This window comes from Vibrio navarrensis, from assembly GCF_015767675.1.
In the GTDB taxonomy this organism is placed as follows: Bacteria; Pseudomonadota; Gammaproteobacteria; order Enterobacterales; family Vibrionaceae; genus Vibrio.
On the sequence record NZ_CP065217.1, the window covers coordinates 1,098,713 to 1,117,156 of the forward strand.

General features: G+C 46.2%; 14 protein-coding genes. 6 read left to right on the top strand and 8 right to left on the bottom strand.

The genetic code is table 11. From position 1 onward, the window contains the following. Positions 1–10 precede the first annotated feature (10 nt). The 4 genes from I3X05_RS04980 to pflA all read right to left on the bottom strand — a co-directional run bounded on the left by I3X05_RS04980 (position 11) and on the right by pflA (position 4,418). Complete coding sequence (locus I3X05_RS04980) at positions 11–1,945, bottom strand: PrkA family serine protein kinase (RefSeq protein WP_045568985.1); 1,935 nt, start codon at positions 1,943–1,945, stop codon at positions 11–13. Between the two features lie 402 nt (positions 1,946–2,347). Further along, entirely contained in the window at positions 2,348–2,848 is a 501-nt protein-coding gene (locus I3X05_RS04985) for a YfbU family protein (RefSeq protein WP_045568984.1), read from the bottom strand. 123 nt (positions 2,849–2,971) lie between these two features. Further along, positions 2,972–3,640 (bottom strand): energy-coupling factor ABC transporter permease, encoded by a 669-nt coding sequence (locus I3X05_RS04990; protein WP_045568983.1) that lies wholly within the window; start codon positions 3,638–3,640, stop codon positions 2,972–2,974. Between the two features lie 37 nt (positions 3,641–3,677). Then, positions 3,678–4,418, bottom strand: a complete 741-nt coding sequence (gene pflA, locus I3X05_RS04995) for a pyruvate formate lyase 1-activating protein (RefSeq protein WP_039433121.1) — start codon at positions 4,416–4,418, stop codon at positions 3,678–3,680. 196 nt (positions 4,419–4,614) lie between these two features. Here pflA and I3X05_RS05000 point away from each other — a divergent pair, with 196 nt between their 5' ends. After that, positions 4,615–6,495 (top strand): methyl-accepting chemotaxis protein, encoded by a 1,881-nt coding sequence (locus I3X05_RS05000; protein ID WP_045568982.1) that lies wholly within the window; start codon positions 4,615–4,617, stop codon positions 6,493–6,495. Between the two features lie 2 nt (positions 6,496–6,497). Here the strand turns inward: I3X05_RS05000 and I3X05_RS05005 are convergent, their stop codons facing one another. The 3 genes from I3X05_RS05005 to I3X05_RS05015 all read right to left on the bottom strand — a co-directional run bounded on the left by I3X05_RS05005 (position 6,498) and on the right by I3X05_RS05015 (position 11,727). Then, complete coding sequence (locus tag I3X05_RS05005) at positions 6,498–7,478, bottom strand: lipid A deacylase LpxR family protein (protein ID WP_045568981.1); 981 nt, start codon at positions 7,476–7,478, stop codon at positions 6,498–6,500. 138 nt (positions 7,479–7,616) lie between these two features. After that, positions 7,617–9,893, bottom strand: coding sequence for a formate C-acetyltransferase (gene pflB / locus I3X05_RS05010; protein ID WP_045568980.1), 2,277 nt, complete (start codon positions 9,891–9,893; stop codon positions 7,617–7,619). A 286-nt stretch (positions 9,894–10,179) separates the two neighbouring features. Continuing rightward, entirely contained in the window at positions 10,180–11,727 is a 1,548-nt protein-coding gene (locus I3X05_RS05015; RefSeq protein WP_045568979.1) for a DUF3360 family protein, read from the bottom strand. Between the two features lie 457 nt (positions 11,728–12,184). Here I3X05_RS05015 and I3X05_RS05020 point away from each other — a divergent pair, with 457 nt between their 5' ends. The 5 genes from I3X05_RS05020 (at position 12,185) to I3X05_RS05040 (ending at position 17,200) form a co-directional block, all read left to right on the top strand. Next, positions 12,185–13,663: a hypothetical protein gene (locus I3X05_RS05020; protein ID WP_045568978.1), complete on the top strand. Its 1,479-nt coding sequence runs from the start codon at positions 12,185–12,187 to the stop codon at positions 13,661–13,663. 252 nt (positions 13,664–13,915) lie between these two features. Continuing rightward, positions 13,916–14,686 (top strand): ABC transporter ATP-binding protein, encoded by a 771-nt coding sequence (locus I3X05_RS05025; protein ID WP_045568977.1) that lies wholly within the window; start codon positions 13,916–13,918, stop codon positions 14,684–14,686. 228 nt (positions 14,687–14,914) lie between these two features. Continuing rightward, entirely contained in the window at positions 14,915–15,685 is a 771-nt protein-coding gene (locus I3X05_RS05030; RefSeq protein WP_319023908.1) for an ABC transporter substrate-binding protein, read from the top strand. 93 nt (positions 15,686–15,778) lie between these two features. After that, a complete protein-coding gene (locus tag I3X05_RS05035; protein ID WP_039464556.1) occupies positions 15,779–16,519 on the top strand; it encodes an ABC transporter permease in 741 nt (246 codons plus the stop codon). Positions 16,520–16,522: 3 nt separating this feature from the next. Beyond that, positions 16,523–17,200, top strand: a complete 678-nt coding sequence (locus I3X05_RS05040) for an ABC transporter permease (RefSeq protein WP_045568975.1) — start codon at positions 16,523–16,525, stop codon at positions 17,198–17,200. 234 nt (positions 17,201–17,434) lie between these two features. On the opposite strand, the gene xthA is transcribed toward I3X05_RS05040, so the two are convergent. Next, positions 17,435–18,241 carry an exodeoxyribonuclease III gene (xthA, locus tag I3X05_RS05045; protein WP_045568974.1) on the bottom strand — a complete coding sequence of 269 codons (807 nt, stop codon included), beginning with the start codon at positions 18,239–18,241 and terminating at the stop codon, positions 17,435–17,437. Positions 18,242–18,444: the final 203 nt, after the last annotated feature.

Below are 18,444 nucleotides of genomic sequence, written 5' to 3' on the forward strand. Positions count from 1 at the left end.
TTTCTCAAGGTTAGGACGATTTACGTACACGCAGGTACCACTCGGAAAGCAGGCGTACTTGTTTCTCGGTGTAGCCTTTTTCCATCATACGAGCTACGAAGTCATCGTGTTTCTTCTGATCGTCAGAAGAGGTTTTCGCGTTGAAAGAGATAACCGGAAGCAGATCTTCTGTGTTGGAGAACATTTTCTTCTCGATGACGGTGCGCAGTTTTTCGTAGCTGGTCCAAACCGGATTTTGCCCATTGTTATTTGCTCGGGCACGCAGCACAAAGTTCACAATCTCATTGCGGAAATCTTTCGGATTGGAAATGCCCGCGGTTTTCTCGATTTTTTCCAACTCGCCATTCAGAGCAGAGCGGTCGAATAACTGGCCAGTTTCCGGATCACGGTACTCTTGATCTTGAATCCAGAAATCGGCGTAGGTGACGTAACGATCAAAGATATTCTGGCCATATTCAGAGTAAGACTCGAGGTAGGCAGTTTGAATTTCTTTGCCAATGAACTCCACGTAGCGCGGTACGAGGTAGCCTTTGAGAAACTCTAGGTAGCGATCAGCCGTATCTTGTGGGAACTGCTCCCGTTCGACTTGCTGCTCAATCACATAGAAGAGATGAACAGGGTTTGCCGCCACTTCGGTATGGTCAAAGTTAAACACACGCGAGAGGATCTTAAAGGCGAAACGGGTTGAAAGGCCTTTCATCCCTTCGTCGACACCAGCGTAGTCACGATATTCTTGATAACTCTTCGCTTTTGGATCGGTATCTTTTAAGGTTTCACCGTCATAGACGCGCATTTTTGAGTAAATCGACGAGTTTTCTGGCTCTTTCAGACGAGAAAGAATACTGAATTGGGCCAGTAAATCGAGCGTGCTTGGTGAACAAGGTGCTTTGGAAAGTTCTGAGTGCTCAAGGAGTTTCTGGTAGATTTTGACTTCTTCTGAAACACGCAAACAGTAAGGGACTTTGACGATATAAACCCGATCGAGGAATGCTTCGTTGTTTTTGTTGTTTCTAAAGGTTTGCCATTCCGATTCGTTTGAGTGGGCGAGAATCATGCCATCAAATGGAATCGCTGACAGCCCTTCAGTGCCGTTAAAGTTCCCTTCTTGGGTCGCGGTCAAAAGTGGATGCAGCACTTTGATAGGTGCTTTAAACATCTCGACGAACTCCATCAAACCCTGGTTCGCTTTACACAACGCACCTGAGTAGCTGTAAGCATCCGGATCGTCTTGCGAATAATGTTCAAGACGACGAATATCGACTTTACCAACCAAAGAGGAAATGTCTTGGTTGTTCTCATCGCCCGGTTCGGTTTTGGCAATGCCAATTTGGTCGAGAATGGAAGGACGCACTTTCAGCACTTTAAATTTGCTGATATCCCCCCCGAATTCGTGCAAGCGTTTTGCCGCCCAAGGCGACATGATGGAGCGTAAGTAGCGTTTTTCAATGCCATACTCCTGCTGTAGGATATCGCCGTCTTCATTGACATCAAACAAACAGAAAGGATGGTCGTTGACCGGGCTACGTTGCCCGTTTGCGCTCAAGACGTAAATGGGCATTTGCTGCATCAAGGCCTTGAGTTTTTCCGCCAGTGAAGATTTACCACCGCCGACCGGACCGAGCAAATAGAGGATCTGTTTGCGTTCTTCTAACCCTTGCGCAGCGTGTTTTAGGTAAGAGACGATCTGCTCGATCGCGTCTTCCATGCCATAAAAATCTTTAAACGTTTTGTAGCGTGAGATGACACGGTTAGAAAATAGTCTGCTGAGGCGAGGATGATGTGAAGTGTCGATCAGCTCTGGCTCTCCAATCGCCATAAGAAGTCGTTCTGCTGCATTTGCATAGGCACTTTTGTCATCTTTGCACAGCGCAAGGAAGTCTTGTATCGACATCTCTTCGTCTTTTGCTGCTTCATAGCGAGCTTGATAGTGGTCAAAAATACTCATGTCACATTCCCCTTCTTATTCAGTCTGCTGACGAACGTTGGCAAATATCGTCCCTTCTCAAGGATAAGCCTAGACCGCGATTTGCAATTTTGCTTAACAATTATGTGTTTATTTAAAAAAATACTTGTTGAGATGCGGGGTTGATCGCCTCTTTCCATGGCGCTCAAATAGATTGAATTCAGGAATAATATGTCTTTCTCTATGTGGCATTTGTGGTGAAAATGAGTTTAATATGAAGAGCAATTTAATATGAAGAGCAATTTAGTATGAAGAGCAAAAAGCGACGTTTTAAGCCAACTAGAATAGAGAGGAAATGTTTCTTGATGGTAAAGGCAAAGGAAAGTGGCTAAAGAAACAAGGCCGGCCTATTCGCCAGCCTTGGAGGAAACGGTTTGAGTTCGCTTATGCACTGAAGATTTGGCGCAGCTCCGTGGCAGACAGATGGTACTGGCGAGGACATTTTTTCCAGCTCGCCAGCATTCGGCGGTATTTTTCCAACATCGGCATTTGACTGTTGAAATGGTGGTCTGCTTTATCAAATTGAGGATACAAGCCTTCGGAGTCGACTAAGAAACGCACGTAGTGGACCAATTGAGCTTCTGAAGCGATGTCGAAACCTAGGAACTGTAGTCGACGCTGATCCACCTCTGCACGTTCGCTATCAGAGAGCATTTTGTTGGATTCCTGCATGGCGTGATACATCTCCATAATGTCGATCACTTCTTTGCAGTGTGATTCCGAAATACAGCCAAAATCTTTGTTTAACTCGCGCATTTGTAGCTCATAACCGCGTTCAATAATGGTTTTTAAACGTTGGTATTTTGCCGCATTGGTTGGGTCGAGCTGTGACATGAGTTTGTACTGATTTGATAGGATCAAACGCTGTGTGTTTGACATTTCCATGGTGACCTCACTGAAGATAATTTTATTGTGTTGTTGCAGTTAGGTTAGCGGAACATCACACGATGAAACATGATCTCAATACAGATTTAATTCGAAAAGTACAAATTATGTTTGTCGATTTGTTCAGTGTTTGTGGTAATGGTTGAAAATGTAATCATGGTCGGAGAAGACCCTTAACCACTCAGGCTTGAACACACAAAGTACGGCAAGTGACATGCCATTTAGCAAGGCTTCTGGAAAGGCGAGCAGAGGGACCAAAATGAAATAGTTGTCCCAAATGGTTTGCCAATCATAATGACCAGACCAAAGGTGGTAGAGCGCGTTAACCATCAAATGCAAGCTGCCAGTGATAGCCGCATTGAGAAAACCAGCGATAAAAATAAAGACAAAGATATTGCGTGGCAGGTAGTGGTAACTTAGGCAAAAAATCAGATAAGAAATGGTGATAGGAAACAGCACTGACAGCGTTAGGTATTCGGGAATGGCTGAAAGTGGCATGTCACTGGTTAAGGCTAGCCCGAAGGTGACAGGTAGACAAATCAGAAAAGCCATTCGCCAACCGAACATCATGGTCAGAGTGGTGAGAGCGAGAAAATGAACCTGCAGCCCATCTTTGATCCCAGCTTGTGTGCGCCAGAGCAAAAACAGGATAAAAATAACGGCAAAAGTGAGATGTTGAAAACTCTTTTCATTGAGCAGCTTAGGCAAAACAACGCGCTTGAAATCTGCCCAGCAGAAACGCCAGCCAATCAAAATCGTTAGGCCTGAGCAGAAAAGAGTGAATACATCCATGTACTAAAATCCGTGAGAAAGGAATGTCTGTGCGGCGTTAGTATTTAACGTTGCTGTGGTATTGAGACAAAATGGCCACCATCGCATCCATCGTCTCTTTCGGCGGTGGATTGACCCCTTCCAGAGGATAATCTTGTCCCATCGCTTCCCATTTGTGCGCGCCGAGTTTGTGGTAGGGCAATAGCTCTACTTTCTCAATATTGTCCATGTCTTTGATAAAGGCACCAAGCATGTGTGCGGCTTCAGGATCATCGGTATACCCGGGTACGATAACGTAACGGATCCAAGTCTTTTGGCCGATTTTGTGCAGGTAGCGGGCGAAATCCAGCGTGCGTTTGTTCGATACGCCGATGAAATCGTGGTGAATTTCATCTTTCATGTGTTTAATGTCCAACATCACCAAATCGGTGGCGTCCAGCACCTCATCAATAACTTCCGTATGTTTGCGCACATAACCGTTGGTATCTAAGCAAGTGTGAATACCTTCCGCTTTAGCCGCACGGAAAAAGTCGCGCACAAACTCAGGTTGCAACATGGCTTCGCCACCTGAACAAGTAATGCCACCGCCAGAAGCGTTCATAAAATGTCGGTAGGATTTTGCCTCGCGGATGATCTCTTCCACAGAGACTTCTTTACCAATGTGAGTGTCCCATGTGTCACGGTTGTGGCAATACTTACAGCGCATTAAACAACCTTGCATAAAGACAATAAAGCGAATACCAGGGCCGTCTACGGTACCGCAGGATTCAAATGAGTGAATACGACCAGTTGTTGACATGAGTTGCTCTCAATTCTTACCAAATTCTGGCTGTCATTTTATTACAAAAACTAGGGTTAAAACAGTCTTAGTCGGGAAGTGCGCATGGCAGCAAATTTGCTTCATGAAGATGACAGTTTGCGGAATTGTTATTATGTTATAAAAGTAACCGCTTTTGGGTGTAAAAATAAACAACTATGCTGTAGGGATGTAAACCATGAATACGCTTGCGCTTTCTCAAAAACACAAGATTCTGTCGTTTTTGAGTGTACTTATTTTGGGATTTGTTGCTCTTGCTTTTTACACGTCCAAACAACTTGGCTCAATGACGGAACAGTATGCGAAAAGCAGTCTAGTTTCCGAGGGGGCCAGACAAATCGCCAAAACTCAGGTTGAACTGCTTTTGTTGTCGGGGAAACTGCGTCAAATGAGCTTAAGTCAGGTGGCTGAAATCCGCGCGGATGTACAGGCGCTGAATAAAAATGTTCAAGGTGCGAGCGATACGCTCAGTCAATTTGCACTGAATTCACAAGCCGGCTCGATGAAAACGGCGATTCAAGAGTTTGAGCAATCGCTGACCCCTTGGTTGGAACTACGCTCTGAAGTTGGTTTTTCCGTCGATGAAGGCAAACTTGGGCGAATGAAAGAGTTAGCTAAAATCATTGAAGCAAAAATCGCGGAAACGGGGATGGTGACCATCAACTCGGATTTTCAAGAGATGATTAAGACTCAGCAGAATTACTTGTTGCAAGCAAATGAACAAAACTTAAAGCTGTTTAACCGCTCTATGGCTATGTTTGTCAATGTTTCTAACAGCTACGGTATGTTGGACTTGTATGAGAAAGAGATAAACGAGTTCAAAACCACTTTTGCAAGAGTCAGTGAACTGTTGCAGCAACTAAGCTCGATTGAGCAGCAACTTGCGTCCACTCAGCAGGCCTCTTTACAGCAGATCCAACAAGCGTCTGAAACGTTAAGTGGCATGGCATCCGAGTATCAAAAGAGAGCCGCTAACTATTCTGACAGCACCAAATGGTCGGTGTTGATTGCGTCCGGCGCATTGGCTCTGTTGACCGTCCTTATTTTTGTTAACTTAAGTGCATCTTTGACAAAAGCACTCGATAGAATTAGCCAGATGATCCAAGCGATTGCGCAAGGCGATTTGTCTCGACGTTTGGAAACTAGCCAAAACAGCCAAGATGAATTTAACCTGCTCTCTCAGGCGGTGAACAAAAGCTGTGAGAATTTGGGTGAACTGGTTTCTGGCGTACAGCAGAGCAGTTTATCTCTTGCCAATTACGCGGGCGAACTGAGAACTGGTTTGGATAATCTTGTTCGCCATCAAGCGGACATCATGGGACAAACGCAGTTGATCGCCTCTGCTACCGAGGAAGTCAGCGTTACAACTAGCGAAGTTTCCAGCTCGCTCGAATTTGTTTCTGAGATCAGTAAAGCCTCAAACCAAGCGGCGGAAGAAGGCGGAAAAGTGATTGCAGAAGCGATCGGTTCTCTTGAGCAGGTGGCAGACATTCTGCACTCTGCCTCTGGACACATTACCCAGCTTGAAGAAGCTTCGGCGAAAATAGATTCTGTGATGGATATCATCAATGGCATTGCAGAGCAAACGAATCTGTTGGCGCTCAATGCCGCGATTGAAGCTGCTCGCGCTGGTGAGCAAGGGAGAGGTTTTGCGGTGGTGGCTGATGAGGTACGAAGCCTTGCGGTAAGAACCGTTGATGCCGTCAGCGAAATTTCGGGCACGATTGAGACGATGAAAAACGAAAGTGCTGAGGTTATTCAGTACATCAGCAACTCAGGCAAAACCATAGAGAAAGGGCAGCAGAAAGGACACGAAGCGATCAACGCGCTCAAACACATCACCGACAAAGCCGATGAGGCCAGCCAGCAAACCGAAGTGATCTTTAGTTCGATGAAAGAGCTGGCGACGACCAGTCAATCCATGGCCGATAGCATGACCCAAATCTCCCATGCGATGCGAGAGCTGGAGACCAATAACCAAGAGTTGCGGGAAGTGAGTAAACTGGTTGACAGCCACTCCCGCACACTTAGTAACGAATGCCAGAATTTTAAAATTTGAGCTTAGAAAAAGGCGTACATAGAAAGTGCGCCATTTCCATAGATGGTGTGAGGCGACTCCATGTAGTCTGGTGTTTTCACTGCCAATGTGAAGCTAAAACCCAAGGTGCGATTGTACATGGCGATCCCCGCAACCGCAGTGCTTTGCCAGGGTTGTAGTGTGACATCGAACGCTTCACTTGGCTCCGGAATGCCTGAACGCTCACCCTCAATACTCAGATCATTGAAACGGTATCGACCAGTAATACCAGAGAAGAGAAACCAGCCAGACGAGGTGTTGCCCATCATGCCGGCGTTAAATGGCCGCTCCACACTGATGTCGGCCGCTCCCATAGACTGGCTGAGCTCCGAGCCATAACGGAACATTATCCCCGCAGAGAGATCACTGCGAAAGTTGCTGGCGTTCACCTCAACTAGATTAGAGATTTCCCACTCTTTGCTGTCCTGAAGTGGTTCACGCAGTAAGTTATCGAAACGTTTATAACCAACCCCGACAGTAAACTGATTATCGACTTGATACTCCCATCCTTTGGGTTCAGTCGAGCCGGTAATGCTATGCACTAGGCGCTGCGCTTTTTCCGATAAAGCGTGCTCGCCTGTGGTTCCAAGCGTTAGGTTATAGCGAACAGATTGCTGCGGATTCAGACTGAGGTAATTGATTTCGGTATGAAAAAAACCAGCGTAGGGGCGATCATTGGCGATCGGCTCTGTGGCACCAATGTCTGATGGCGTCCACATTTTGTGGCCGATTAACCACTCAAATTTATCAATTGAACTAGCATACTTCTCCGACATACTCATCCAAGCATACTGACTCTCGCGGCTTAACGCTGGTGTGGTATAGGAGAGAAAGAGGCCATTGGTATAGTCTTGATCGACGCCGAAAATGCCATCGTTGTCGAGACTAAACGAGAAAGTGGAGTTGACGGAAGCGAGAGCCGTTGGAGAGAGTAGTCCAAGCGCAAGGTAAGTAAGTAATTTCATAATGTCACAACAGTTTTTCGCCTCATAATACTGCAATATCCAGCTATCTCCCAGAGTTAGCTTGCCTGTTGGTAGAATTCGTAACCAAAAACAAAAAGCCGGCGCATAGTGCGCCGGCTTGGATGTCACATTGAAATCTTATAGAGATTCAGTGAAAGTACGAGCGATAACGTCTTGCTGCTGTTCCGCAGTCAGAGAGTTAAAGCGAACTGCGTATCCAGATACACGGATAGTTAGCTGAGGGTACTTCTCTGGGTGCTTCACTGCATCAAGCAGAGTGTCACGGTTTAGAACGTTAACGTTCAGGTGTTGACCACCCTCGATGCCTGCTTCGTGATGGAAGTAACCATCCATCAGACCAGCCAGGTTAGCACGCTGTGAGTTCTCATCTTTACCCAGTGCATTTGGCACGATAGAGAAGGTATAAGAAATACCATCTTTCGCGTGAGCAAATGGCAGTTTACCGACTGAAGTCAGAGATGCGACCGCACCTTTTTCGTCACGACCGTGCATTGGGTTTGCACCTGGTGCAAATGGAGCACCTGCACGACGACCGTCTGGCGTGTTACCTGTCTTCTTACCGTATACCACGTTTGATGTGATAGTTAGGATAGACTGAGTAGGAACAGCATCACGGTAAGTCTTAAGCTTACGGATCTTGTTCATGAACACTTCAACAAGTTCACAAGCGATGTCATCAACGCGAGCATCGTTGTTACCAAATTTAGGGTAATCACCTTCGATTTCGAAGTCGATTGCTACGCCATCTTCGTCACGGATTGGTTTCACTTTCGCGTACTTGATTGCAGAAAGTGAGTCAGCTGCGATAGAGAGACCTGCGATACCACATGCCATTGTACGGTATACGTCACGGTCGTGTAGTGCCATTAGTGCAGACTCGTAGCTGTACTTGTCGTGCATGAAGTGGATTGCGTTTAGTGCAGCAACGTACTGCTTAGCTAGCCAATCCATGAAGTGGTCTAGGCTGCTCCACACTTCGTCGAAGTCTAGTACTTCTGAAGTGATCTTAGGCATTACTGGGCCAACTTGCATTTTCAGCTTCTCATCAACACCACCGTTGATTGCGTAAAGCATCGTTTTCGCTAGGTTAGCACGAGCACCAAAGAACTGCATTTGTTTACCAACAACCATTGGAGATACACAACATGCGATGGCGTAGTCGTCAGACTTCATGTCTGGACGCATTAAGTCGTCGTTTTCGTACTGGATTGAAGAAGTATCGATAGATACCTTCGCACAGAACTTCTTGAAGCCTTCAGGTAGCTGCTCAGACCAAAGAACCGTGATGTTTGGCTCTGGAGAAGGACCCATAGTGTATAGAGAGTTGAGGAAACGGAAGTTTGAACGCGTTACTAGCGTACGACCGTCAAGACCCATACCACCCATAGATTCTGTTGCCCAGATTGGGTCACCAGAGAATAGATCATCGTACTCAGGAGTACGTAGGAAACGAACCATACGCAGCTTCATAACGAAGTGGTCGATCATTTCTTGTGCTTCATCTTCAGTGATCTTGCCTGCTTTCATGTCGCGCTCAATGTACACGTCTAAGAAAGTAGAAGTACGACCTAGAGACATCGCCGCGCCGTTTTGAGACTTAACTGCCGCTAGGTAGCCAAAGTAAGTCCACTGGATCGCTTCTTGCGCGGTTTCTGCTGGGCGAGAAATATCGTAACCGTATTTCGCTGCCATTTTTTTCATTTGGCCTAGAGCACGGTGTTGCTCAGCGATCTCTTCACGAAGCTGCATGGTCATTTGCAGATCTTCGCCATTTTCGAATTTTCCTTGCAGAGAAGTAAACTGAGCCAGTTTGTCCTTCATTAGGAAGTCGATACCGTATAGGGCAACACGACGGTAGTCACCGATGATACGACCACGGCCGTAAGCATCTGGAAGACCAGTCAGAACACCAGACTTACGACAAGCTAGGATATCTGGAGTGTAGATATCGAACACGCCAGCGTTGTGCGTTTTGCGGTATTCTGTGTAGATTTTAGAGATTTGAGGATCGAGTTCACGGCCGTAAACTTTACAAGAACCTTCAACCATGCGGATACCACCGTTAGGGATGATCGCACGTTTCAGAGGAGCGTCAGTTTGTAGACCAACGATCTTTTCAATATCTTTGTTGATGTAGCCTGCATCGTGAGCAGTGATGGTAGAGATAAGAGAAGTGTCGAAGTCAACAGGAGCGTGTGTTGAGTTTTCCTGTCTGATGCCTTCCATTACCTTGTCCCAAAGCGCTTTAGTCGCTTCAGTACCTTCAGAAACTAGGAAAGATTCGTCGCCTTCGTACGGAGTGTAGTTCTTCTGAATGAAATCACGAACGTTTACTTCGTTTTGCCACTCACCTGCCGCAAAACCTTCCCAAGCTTTAGCAAATTGCTCTGCCATGACATACCTACCTTTTTAGTAGAAAAAACACGTACTGCTGTGACTGTTGAGCCAGCCATCCTCTTGTAGAAGAGGCCCAGTACACTCTTATTAATAACAATATCTATCGGTTTTTGAGTTCGCTAGAAAACGATAGATATTGTCACTGTTTTTGTTGGGTATCTTGATGACTTGGCTTTAGGTTAAGCTAAAAAATTTTTGCAAACCTTAAACTAAATCAATAAATACTCAAAAAACTCAATAAAATTTGGGTGGTGACCAGCACCACCCACACTTTATTTTAATCTTACAGCCAAGCTTTGATGCCATACTGGCTTTCTAGCATACCCACTGCAAGCATAGCAACCAGACAGATAATCAGTACGCCTCCAGGGATCACGACTTTGTCAACAAAAGAGAGTTTAGACGCACGCTTTTTGTCACCAATCAGGCCATTGTTGTCCAGAAGCATAGTCAACGCCCAAGCCAGCACAGGGTTAACCACCGCAGAACCGAAGATACAGATACCCGCAGCTTGTGAATCTTTGGTGTCTCTCACCATCTGCATACCTGCTTCAAGCAGCGGTAGGAACACACCCACGAGAAGTGCGCAGCGCATCACAGGTGGCCATACTGCAACGTCCATTGGGAATCCAAGAACGGCGATAGTCATAACCAAAGTACCCAGGATGATCGCGCCGGCAGGGATTGGACGTTTTGCAATCGCTGCTGGAATCATGTACGTCCCCCAAGACGAAGTGATGTTGCCGCCGCCCAGTGCAGTACCAACCATCTGGCGGATAGAACACATGGTCATGGTGTCGTCCACATCCATCAGTACTTTTTCTGTCTTCTTAGGATAGTTCAATTCTTGGAAAATACGGTGGCCAAGGAAATCTGGAGACCACATCGCTACCGCTAGAATCGCAAATGGCAGAGAAGCAATAAAGTGCTGCAGATTTGGCAAGCCAAGTTGCCAGCCAGTCTCAGTGCTACCCCACCAGTAAATTGGGTTTAGGTTAGGTAGGCCCATCTGGGTTTCAAACTTCAGATCAAAACCCGCGCCTAGCGCAAGTGCAATCACCAAGCCAGTCAACGCGCAGACAGGAATGGCTAACCAACGTAGGTTGAGTTTAGCGAGCAGCGCGTAGATAACGATGTTAATGCCAAGTACTACCAAGCCAATGTAACCTAGGCTACCCGCCGCAATGTCTGCGGATTGCAAGCCGACGGCCCATTCTTGGATTGATGTGATTTGGCTCATGGTTCCGGTGAAACCGAGGAAGATCAACAAACCGCCAGCGGTGCCTTCCGAAGTGAGATTGACCAGCTTAGAACCGCCTTTGAAGTAGCTCAGAAGCAGACCAAAAACGCCGAGTAACAATGCCAATGCAAGAGGGTGCGCACCGGCAAGAGCAATCGCGCCGATAAGAGGAATCATTGGGCCGTGGTTACCGGCTAGGTTGGCTCGCGGATTGACAAAGCCAGAAGCGATCACACAGAAGAACAGGGCAGGGAACAACATTTCTACACGAGCAACTTCGATAGCGAATTCTTTACCTAAGTTGATGTGATCCCAAGCTTGAGTTAGGCCATCAGCCCAAGACATCATCACCGCTGAGTACATCGCGATGATGCCGATAGTGCCTGCGAGTGCTGGAACAAGGTCTTCAAGTTCAAAACGGAAGTCACGACCAGGAAGGTTTAGACCGAAGCGACGTGGCTTCATGATCTGCAGTTCGTGGTCTAGATAGTCTGAGCGGCTGGCAAATTCAGACGCGGGACGATGAAGCTCTTGATAGCTCTTTGTCTCGATATCTGAATCAGAGTGCACTTTATTCACTGCGTCTGACATAGATTCCTCATATATTTAAAAAGTTAGTAATTCTTTCTCAATTCCACACGCCGGCTTTTTTGCAGGCCGTTTATGCTAGCTATTATTCACTTAATTGTTGCACGAGTACTACGTGCCTAAGCATAGCTAAGTTTTTAATCAATGATGGCTTGAAAGCAGCCTCATCTTTGCCGCGAGTCTAACAAGTTAACCCTTTAGGATGATTGATTTAGATCACTGAAAGAATTGATGTGAAAGAAAACTACGGAAAGTATCTCAGTTGCGAAAAAACCATGCTTTTTATATGTAATTTGCTTTCATAAGTTACGTTTTTTAGAAAATTTGAAACAAATATGCATCAAGGTGAGCTTGTTTGTTCACAAATCAGACATTGAAGTGCAAGAAGTTGGCGCTAATTTTGCTATTGTTCGTTGAGTGACGTTTAATTGGCGAAACTTTGCCGTATCAGGAAGAGAATATGAAGAATCTAAAACTATTGCCGCTTGTAGCGATGATCTCTGGCGTATTGGTTGGCTGCGGCGGTGGAGGCGGTGGAGGCGGTGGCGGTGGTACACCAGTCGCTACGTATACTTGGCAAGTTGTTGATGTTTACAAAGAAGAACGTTCAAAAGTCTTAACTGGATGTGCAATATTTGCCAATATGAGCGACGGTAGTGGAGATGTCATTGCGTCGCGCGTCGCAAATAGGGACTATCGTATTCTTTTTCACAACTCAGATGGTTCGGTTGTGATAGACAAGACTATTGAAGGGGCAGACCTTCCCTCATCAGGAATTATTACGTTTAAAGAAAGCGATGTTCCTGACGGAGGTTATGTTGCGTTAGAAGAGCTCGATGGACGATCGATAGGACAACGGGATAGCTATATGTTTGGTGTCCACAAGAGCCTACTCCAAAATATGACGTTAGCGATTAGTTCGCCTCAAACAAATAATAGCTGTTACAAAGGTGAGCAAGAGCCGAAAGATTCAACGAAGAATGACGCAGTTATCGCTGTTACAGCAAACGGAAATCCAGCTTTCTTTATGACAAGCTCGTCAGAGTCTAATACTAAAGGTGGTACTCAGCCTGTAGGTCTTTCTGTTCATTCAGGAATTCCATCAGTAGAGAAGAAATTGGTTACTGCGTTTTCACAGTACTCAAACAGTGAAGCCAATAATCTAACGCAATATGCGATTGTGCCTGTCAACGCGGTATATGACGTGACCAATCCCCCAACCAATCCACCTGTTTCCATTCTAAGTGACAACCACATAGTCTCAACTGGCTTTACAGCGACAGATCTGAATCTTAGCAACAGCGGTGTAGAAGTTGTTTTGAGCGGGGGTGTTTACCAATGGCAACCCCTTTTTGATTCTAGTATTACGTATTCTATAGCTAAATCTGAAGTGGACTTGTCTAGCTGGAGCTTTCGTCTCAACGGAACCACGCCTGATATCAGTGGAAGTTGGATATATACGGCACAAAAAGTGGCTGATGGTAATGACGTCAATATTTCATATCCTAACGTTCACGATTTTTCTACGACGACGATCGGAGCATGTGGAAACAGTTATTGTGTCAATTCAGTAGGTTATTCCCCTTCTGACTTCCAAGTCCAGAGAACTGCTATTCGTTCAAAGACTGATGCTGATAGAGACTTTTTCCAAACAGTTTATTCAATACCATCGCGGTCTCAGGTGATCTTAAAGAGTCCTAGTGAGCAAATAGTGCCAAAAGCGACGGATAGAGTTGAAATCCAAGTTGTAGATTCTAATGCGTCTCTGCGCGATAAAGCTAAGTTTACGATGGCTTTAGGGATGAACCTGCAAAACTTAGGAACAGACACAACTTTCAAAGATTTCAACGGTGTTGTCATGTTACCTAGTGAGCAACTTAAATATAAGAAGCTGATGATGAGCCAAAACTACCAAGCCTTATCAAACAAAGTAAATTAAGTGCATTTGTTGCACTAGTTAACGAAAATCAAACACAAACTAGCCTCCATCTCGGAGGCTTTTTTTACTCTCTATGCAGGCTAAAAAGAATAATTTGCTAAATGGTGAATAAAAATACATTATTCATTTCTATTTATTCGAATTTTTCAGGTTAATAAATTGTTGCAGGTAAATTGATAGAATGCTAGCTTGTAACTCAATAAGAGGGCGGAATGCCCCGGCAGTGACAAAAAATACAGGGAGTAGAAGCGCATGCAAGATGTACCAGCGCTGGACATTAAACAACTGCACAAAACGTTTGGTCAGAACGAAGTGCTCAAGGGTATTTCACTTTCTGCGCATAAAGGGGATGTCATTTCTATCATCGGCTCTTCCGGTTCCGGTAAGAGTACTTTTCTAAGATGCATTAATTTGCTTGAAACGCCAACCGCAGGGGAGATTTGGGTTAACGGCGAATTGATCCAGATGAAAAACAACCGTGCAGGCGAATCTGTCCCAGCCAATGAGAAACAAGTGCAACGTATCCGTTCACGTTTAGCCATGGTTTTTCAAGGGTTCAATTTATGGTCACACATGACAGTGCTGGAAAATGTGATTGAAGCGCCTGTGCATGTGCTTGGTGTGCCAAAAGCGCAGGCGATAGAAAATGCAGAAATACTGCTGAAGAAAGTCGGCCTGTATGAACGCAAAGATTACTACCCGGGGCATTTGTCTGGTGGTCAACAGCAGCGTGCCGCGATTGCTCGCGCTCTAGCGGTGGAACCAGAAGTGATGCTGTTTGATGAACCGACTTCCGCGCTCGACCCAGAACTGGTCGGCGAAGTATTAGGGGTAATGCGAGATTTGGCCGCGGAAGGGCGAACCATGCTCGTCGTGACGCACGAGATGGCGTTTGCTCGTGATGTGTCAAACCACGTGATGTTCCTTCATCAAGGGCTGGTGGAAGAACAGGGGAACCCAGCTAAACTGTTTACAAACCCAGATTCAGAACGGTTAAAACAGTTTATCTCGTCAATTTATTAAAGGTTTTGCTTGCTAATTGAAGCAAGAAAGATAGTGGTTGCTAGAACCTAGAACCTAGAACCTAGAACCTAGAACCTAGAACCTAGAACCTAGAACCTAGAACCTAGAACCTAGAACCTAGAACCTAGAACCTAGAACCTAGAACCTAGAACCTAGAACCTAGAACCTAGAACCTAGAACCTAAACACAACATCGCAACATAAAGAAAACAATCACAGGAGTATGGATATGAAAAAGTGGTTACTCGCAGCAACTTTGGCCGCGACAGCGGTATCGGGTATCGCACAAGCGAAGGATTGGAAAACCGTGCGTTTCGGTATTGAAGGGGCTTATCCTCCGTTTAGCTGGACAGAAGCCGATGGTTCTCTGAAGGGGTTTGACGTGGATATGGCAAATGCGCTGTGTAAAGAGATGCAGGTGGAGTGCAAAATTGTTCCGCAAGATTGGGATGGAATTATTCCTTCGCTGCTTGCTCGTAAATATGACGCGATTATTGCGGCGATGTCGATTACCGAAGAGCGTAAAAAGAAAGTCGATTTCACCGGCAAGTATGCGCAAATTCCCAACAAGTTTATTGCCAAAAAAGGTGCAGGTTTAGATTTCGCTAGCCTAGACGGGGTGAAAATTGGCGTGCAACGCGCAACCACTCACGACAAATACCTCACTGATAATTACGGCAGTAAAGTGGATATCGTCCGTTACGGTTCATTCGATGAGGCGTATCTGGATCTGGCCAATGGCCGTGTAGCGGCGGTACTGGGTGACGCGTCGGCACTTGAAGAAGGTGTGCTGAACAAACCGGGCGGTGACGCTTATGAGTTTGTCGGCCCGTCGCTGACAGATCCAAAATGGTTTGGTGAAGGTATGGGCATCGCTGTACGTAAACAAGACAAAGATCTCACTAAGAAACTAGACGCCGCTATCGTCTCTCTGCGTGAGAAAGGTGTTTATCAGCAAATTGCAGCCAAGTACTTCAAGTACGATGTTTATGGTAACTAATACCAGCCGATAACACTGCTCCCTGATTGCCGGTTCGTTCCTGGATGTACCCGGCAATCAGGACTCTGGATTCTAGGGATTAGGAACTCACCTATGCTGGATTTACAAGGATATGAAGCCTCAATTCTAAAAGGGGCGCTGCTCACTATTGAAGTGGCACTACTCTCCGTGCTCTTAGCGATGATACTTGGCATGCTAGGTGCCTTGGCGAAAATGGCCCCGTATCGCTGGGCAAGAGCAATCGCGACACTCTACACCACCATCATTCGCGGTATTCCCGATCTGGTTCTGATGATGTTGATCTTCTTCGGTGGACAGATCTTTCTCAATAATTCCCTTTACGCCATCAACGAATGGCTCAATGGCTGGTTTGCCTCCAGCGATCCGAACCACGAATGGGTCTCCTACGTCCCTGATTACTTAGATGTCAGCCCGTTTATTGCGGGTGTGCTAACCATTGGATTTATTTTTGGCGCCTACATGGCCGAGACATTTCGCGGTGCCATCATGGCGGTGGATAAAGGTGAGCTCGAAGCCGCCAAAGCCTACGGCATGAGCGCAACCTTGGCATTTCGCCGCATCTTGTTGCCACAAATGATCCGTCACGCACTGCCCGGTTTTGGCAATAACTGGCTGGTGTTGCTAAAAACCACCGCTCTGGTGTCGATTATCGGTTTGGAAGACATGGTGCGCATGAGCTCTCTCGCCGCGGGATCAACAAAGATGCCGTTTACTTTCTACATGGCGGTGGCGATTATTTTCTTGTTCTTTACCAGTGTTTCAACCGGATTGTTGAAAATTGTCGAACGTAAATTCAGCATTCATGCGAGGTAGAATATGGATTTCTCTTTAATCGTAGACAGTTTTCCCGTTTATCTTGAGGGGCTGTGGAACACCGTGTGGCTGGTTTCTCTCTCGCTGGTGATTGGCTTGAGCTTGGCTATCCCACTTGCGGTGGCAAGAAACAGCCATAACCCATTGTTGCGCTTGCCAACTTGGGGTTATATCTACTTTTTCCGCGGTACACCGCTCTTGGTGCAGCTTTACTTGATCTACTACGGAATGGATCAGTTTTTCCCAGTCAAAGGGACGTTGTGGGAATACGCTTGGTTCTGTGCACTGGTCGCCTTTGTGCTCAACACCTCGGCTTATACCGCCGAGATCATTCGCGGTGCGATCAACGGCTTGCCGAAAGGCGAAGTCGAAGCGGCAAAGGCGTATGGCATGAGCACATGGAAAACCTATCGTCGAGTGATTCTACCGAGTGCTTTGCGACGCGCACTACCGGCTTACAGCAACGAAGTGATTTTCATGCTGCATGGCAGTGCCGTGGCGGGGATCGTCACCATCATGGATTTGACTGGCGCGGCGCGTCTGGTCAACTCGCGCTATTATGCGCCGTTTGAGTCGTTTTTGACCGCAGGCTTTTTCTACATGATGCTGACGTTTTGTATTTTGTGGTGTTTTAAAAATGCCGAAAAACGCTTTTTGGCCTATTTACGGCCATTGAGTTAAGAGTTTGAAAACGGCGCTTGTAAGTGCCGTTTATTTATTCTGGTTACACTGGCCCTAAACATCGGGCCTTGGTCAGAGACTATTTGGTTACCTCAAATACGTGATACTGCACCAACGAGTTTGCCAACCGATGATCAATGTTGATGGCACGACAGCTTGGCCACGCTAGTGCTCAATAGAAAGAGAAGCAAGAGGGAGCCGTTGGGCTCCCTCGTTGTTATTCATCACTTGGAATCAGTTAAACACCGCCCAAATTGGCGCATGATCTGACGGTTTATCGATACCGCGCAGCTCATAGTCGACATCCGATTCCACACAACTGCTGGCGAGGGAAGGCGTTGCTAAGATCACGTCGATACGCAGACCGCGATTATCATCAAATCCGCGTGAGCGATAGTCGAACCAAGAGAACTTGTCGTTGACAGCTGGGTGAAGTCGACGGAATGTGTCTTCCAATCCCCAATCGAGCAAGGTTTTTAGCCATTCGCGCTCTTCTGGTTGGAAAGAGCACTTGCCTGTTTTTAGCCAGCGCTTGCGGTTAACTTCACCGATGCCGATGTCAGCGTCAATCGGACTGATGTTGATATCCCCCATAACGATCAGTTTTTCGTCGGTATTGTGGTGGGCGTTTAAGTAGCCCATGAGATCTTGATAAAACTGGCGTTTGTAAGGAAATTTAGTCTCGTGTTCAACGTTGTCCCCTTGCGGAAAGTAACCGTTGAGAATGGTGACTTTTTCGCCATTTTCATGCAAAAAAGTGCCGATAATCATACGCTTTTGGTGATCATCATTGTCCGTTGGAAAGCCTTTTTGCACCGACAGCGGTTCTTGTTTACACAGCAGAGCCACACCGTAGTGCGCTTTCTGTCCATGAAAATAGACTTTGTAGCCCATGGCCTCAATATCGGCGACCGGGAAGGCTTCGTCGTGTACCTTAATCTCTTGCAGACCGATGACATCGGGCTGGTGTTTATCGATAAGGGCTTGCAGTTGATGGAGGCGGGCACGCAAGCCATTGATATTAAAGCTGACTACTTTCATTGTTGTTCCTGATTCGCTTGTTTTATCTGATGTTACCACTGATACTTTCGACATCAAGTCATGTGTCGGTTTGAACGCCACTTTTCTCTGTCGCTCCCTTACGGGACACAATTGTGTAACAAATGTAATTGATATTGAGGTCGGTTATGCTTTAATGAAACCGAAATAAACCATTTCCTTCCCTCCATTGTTTGCGAATAAGG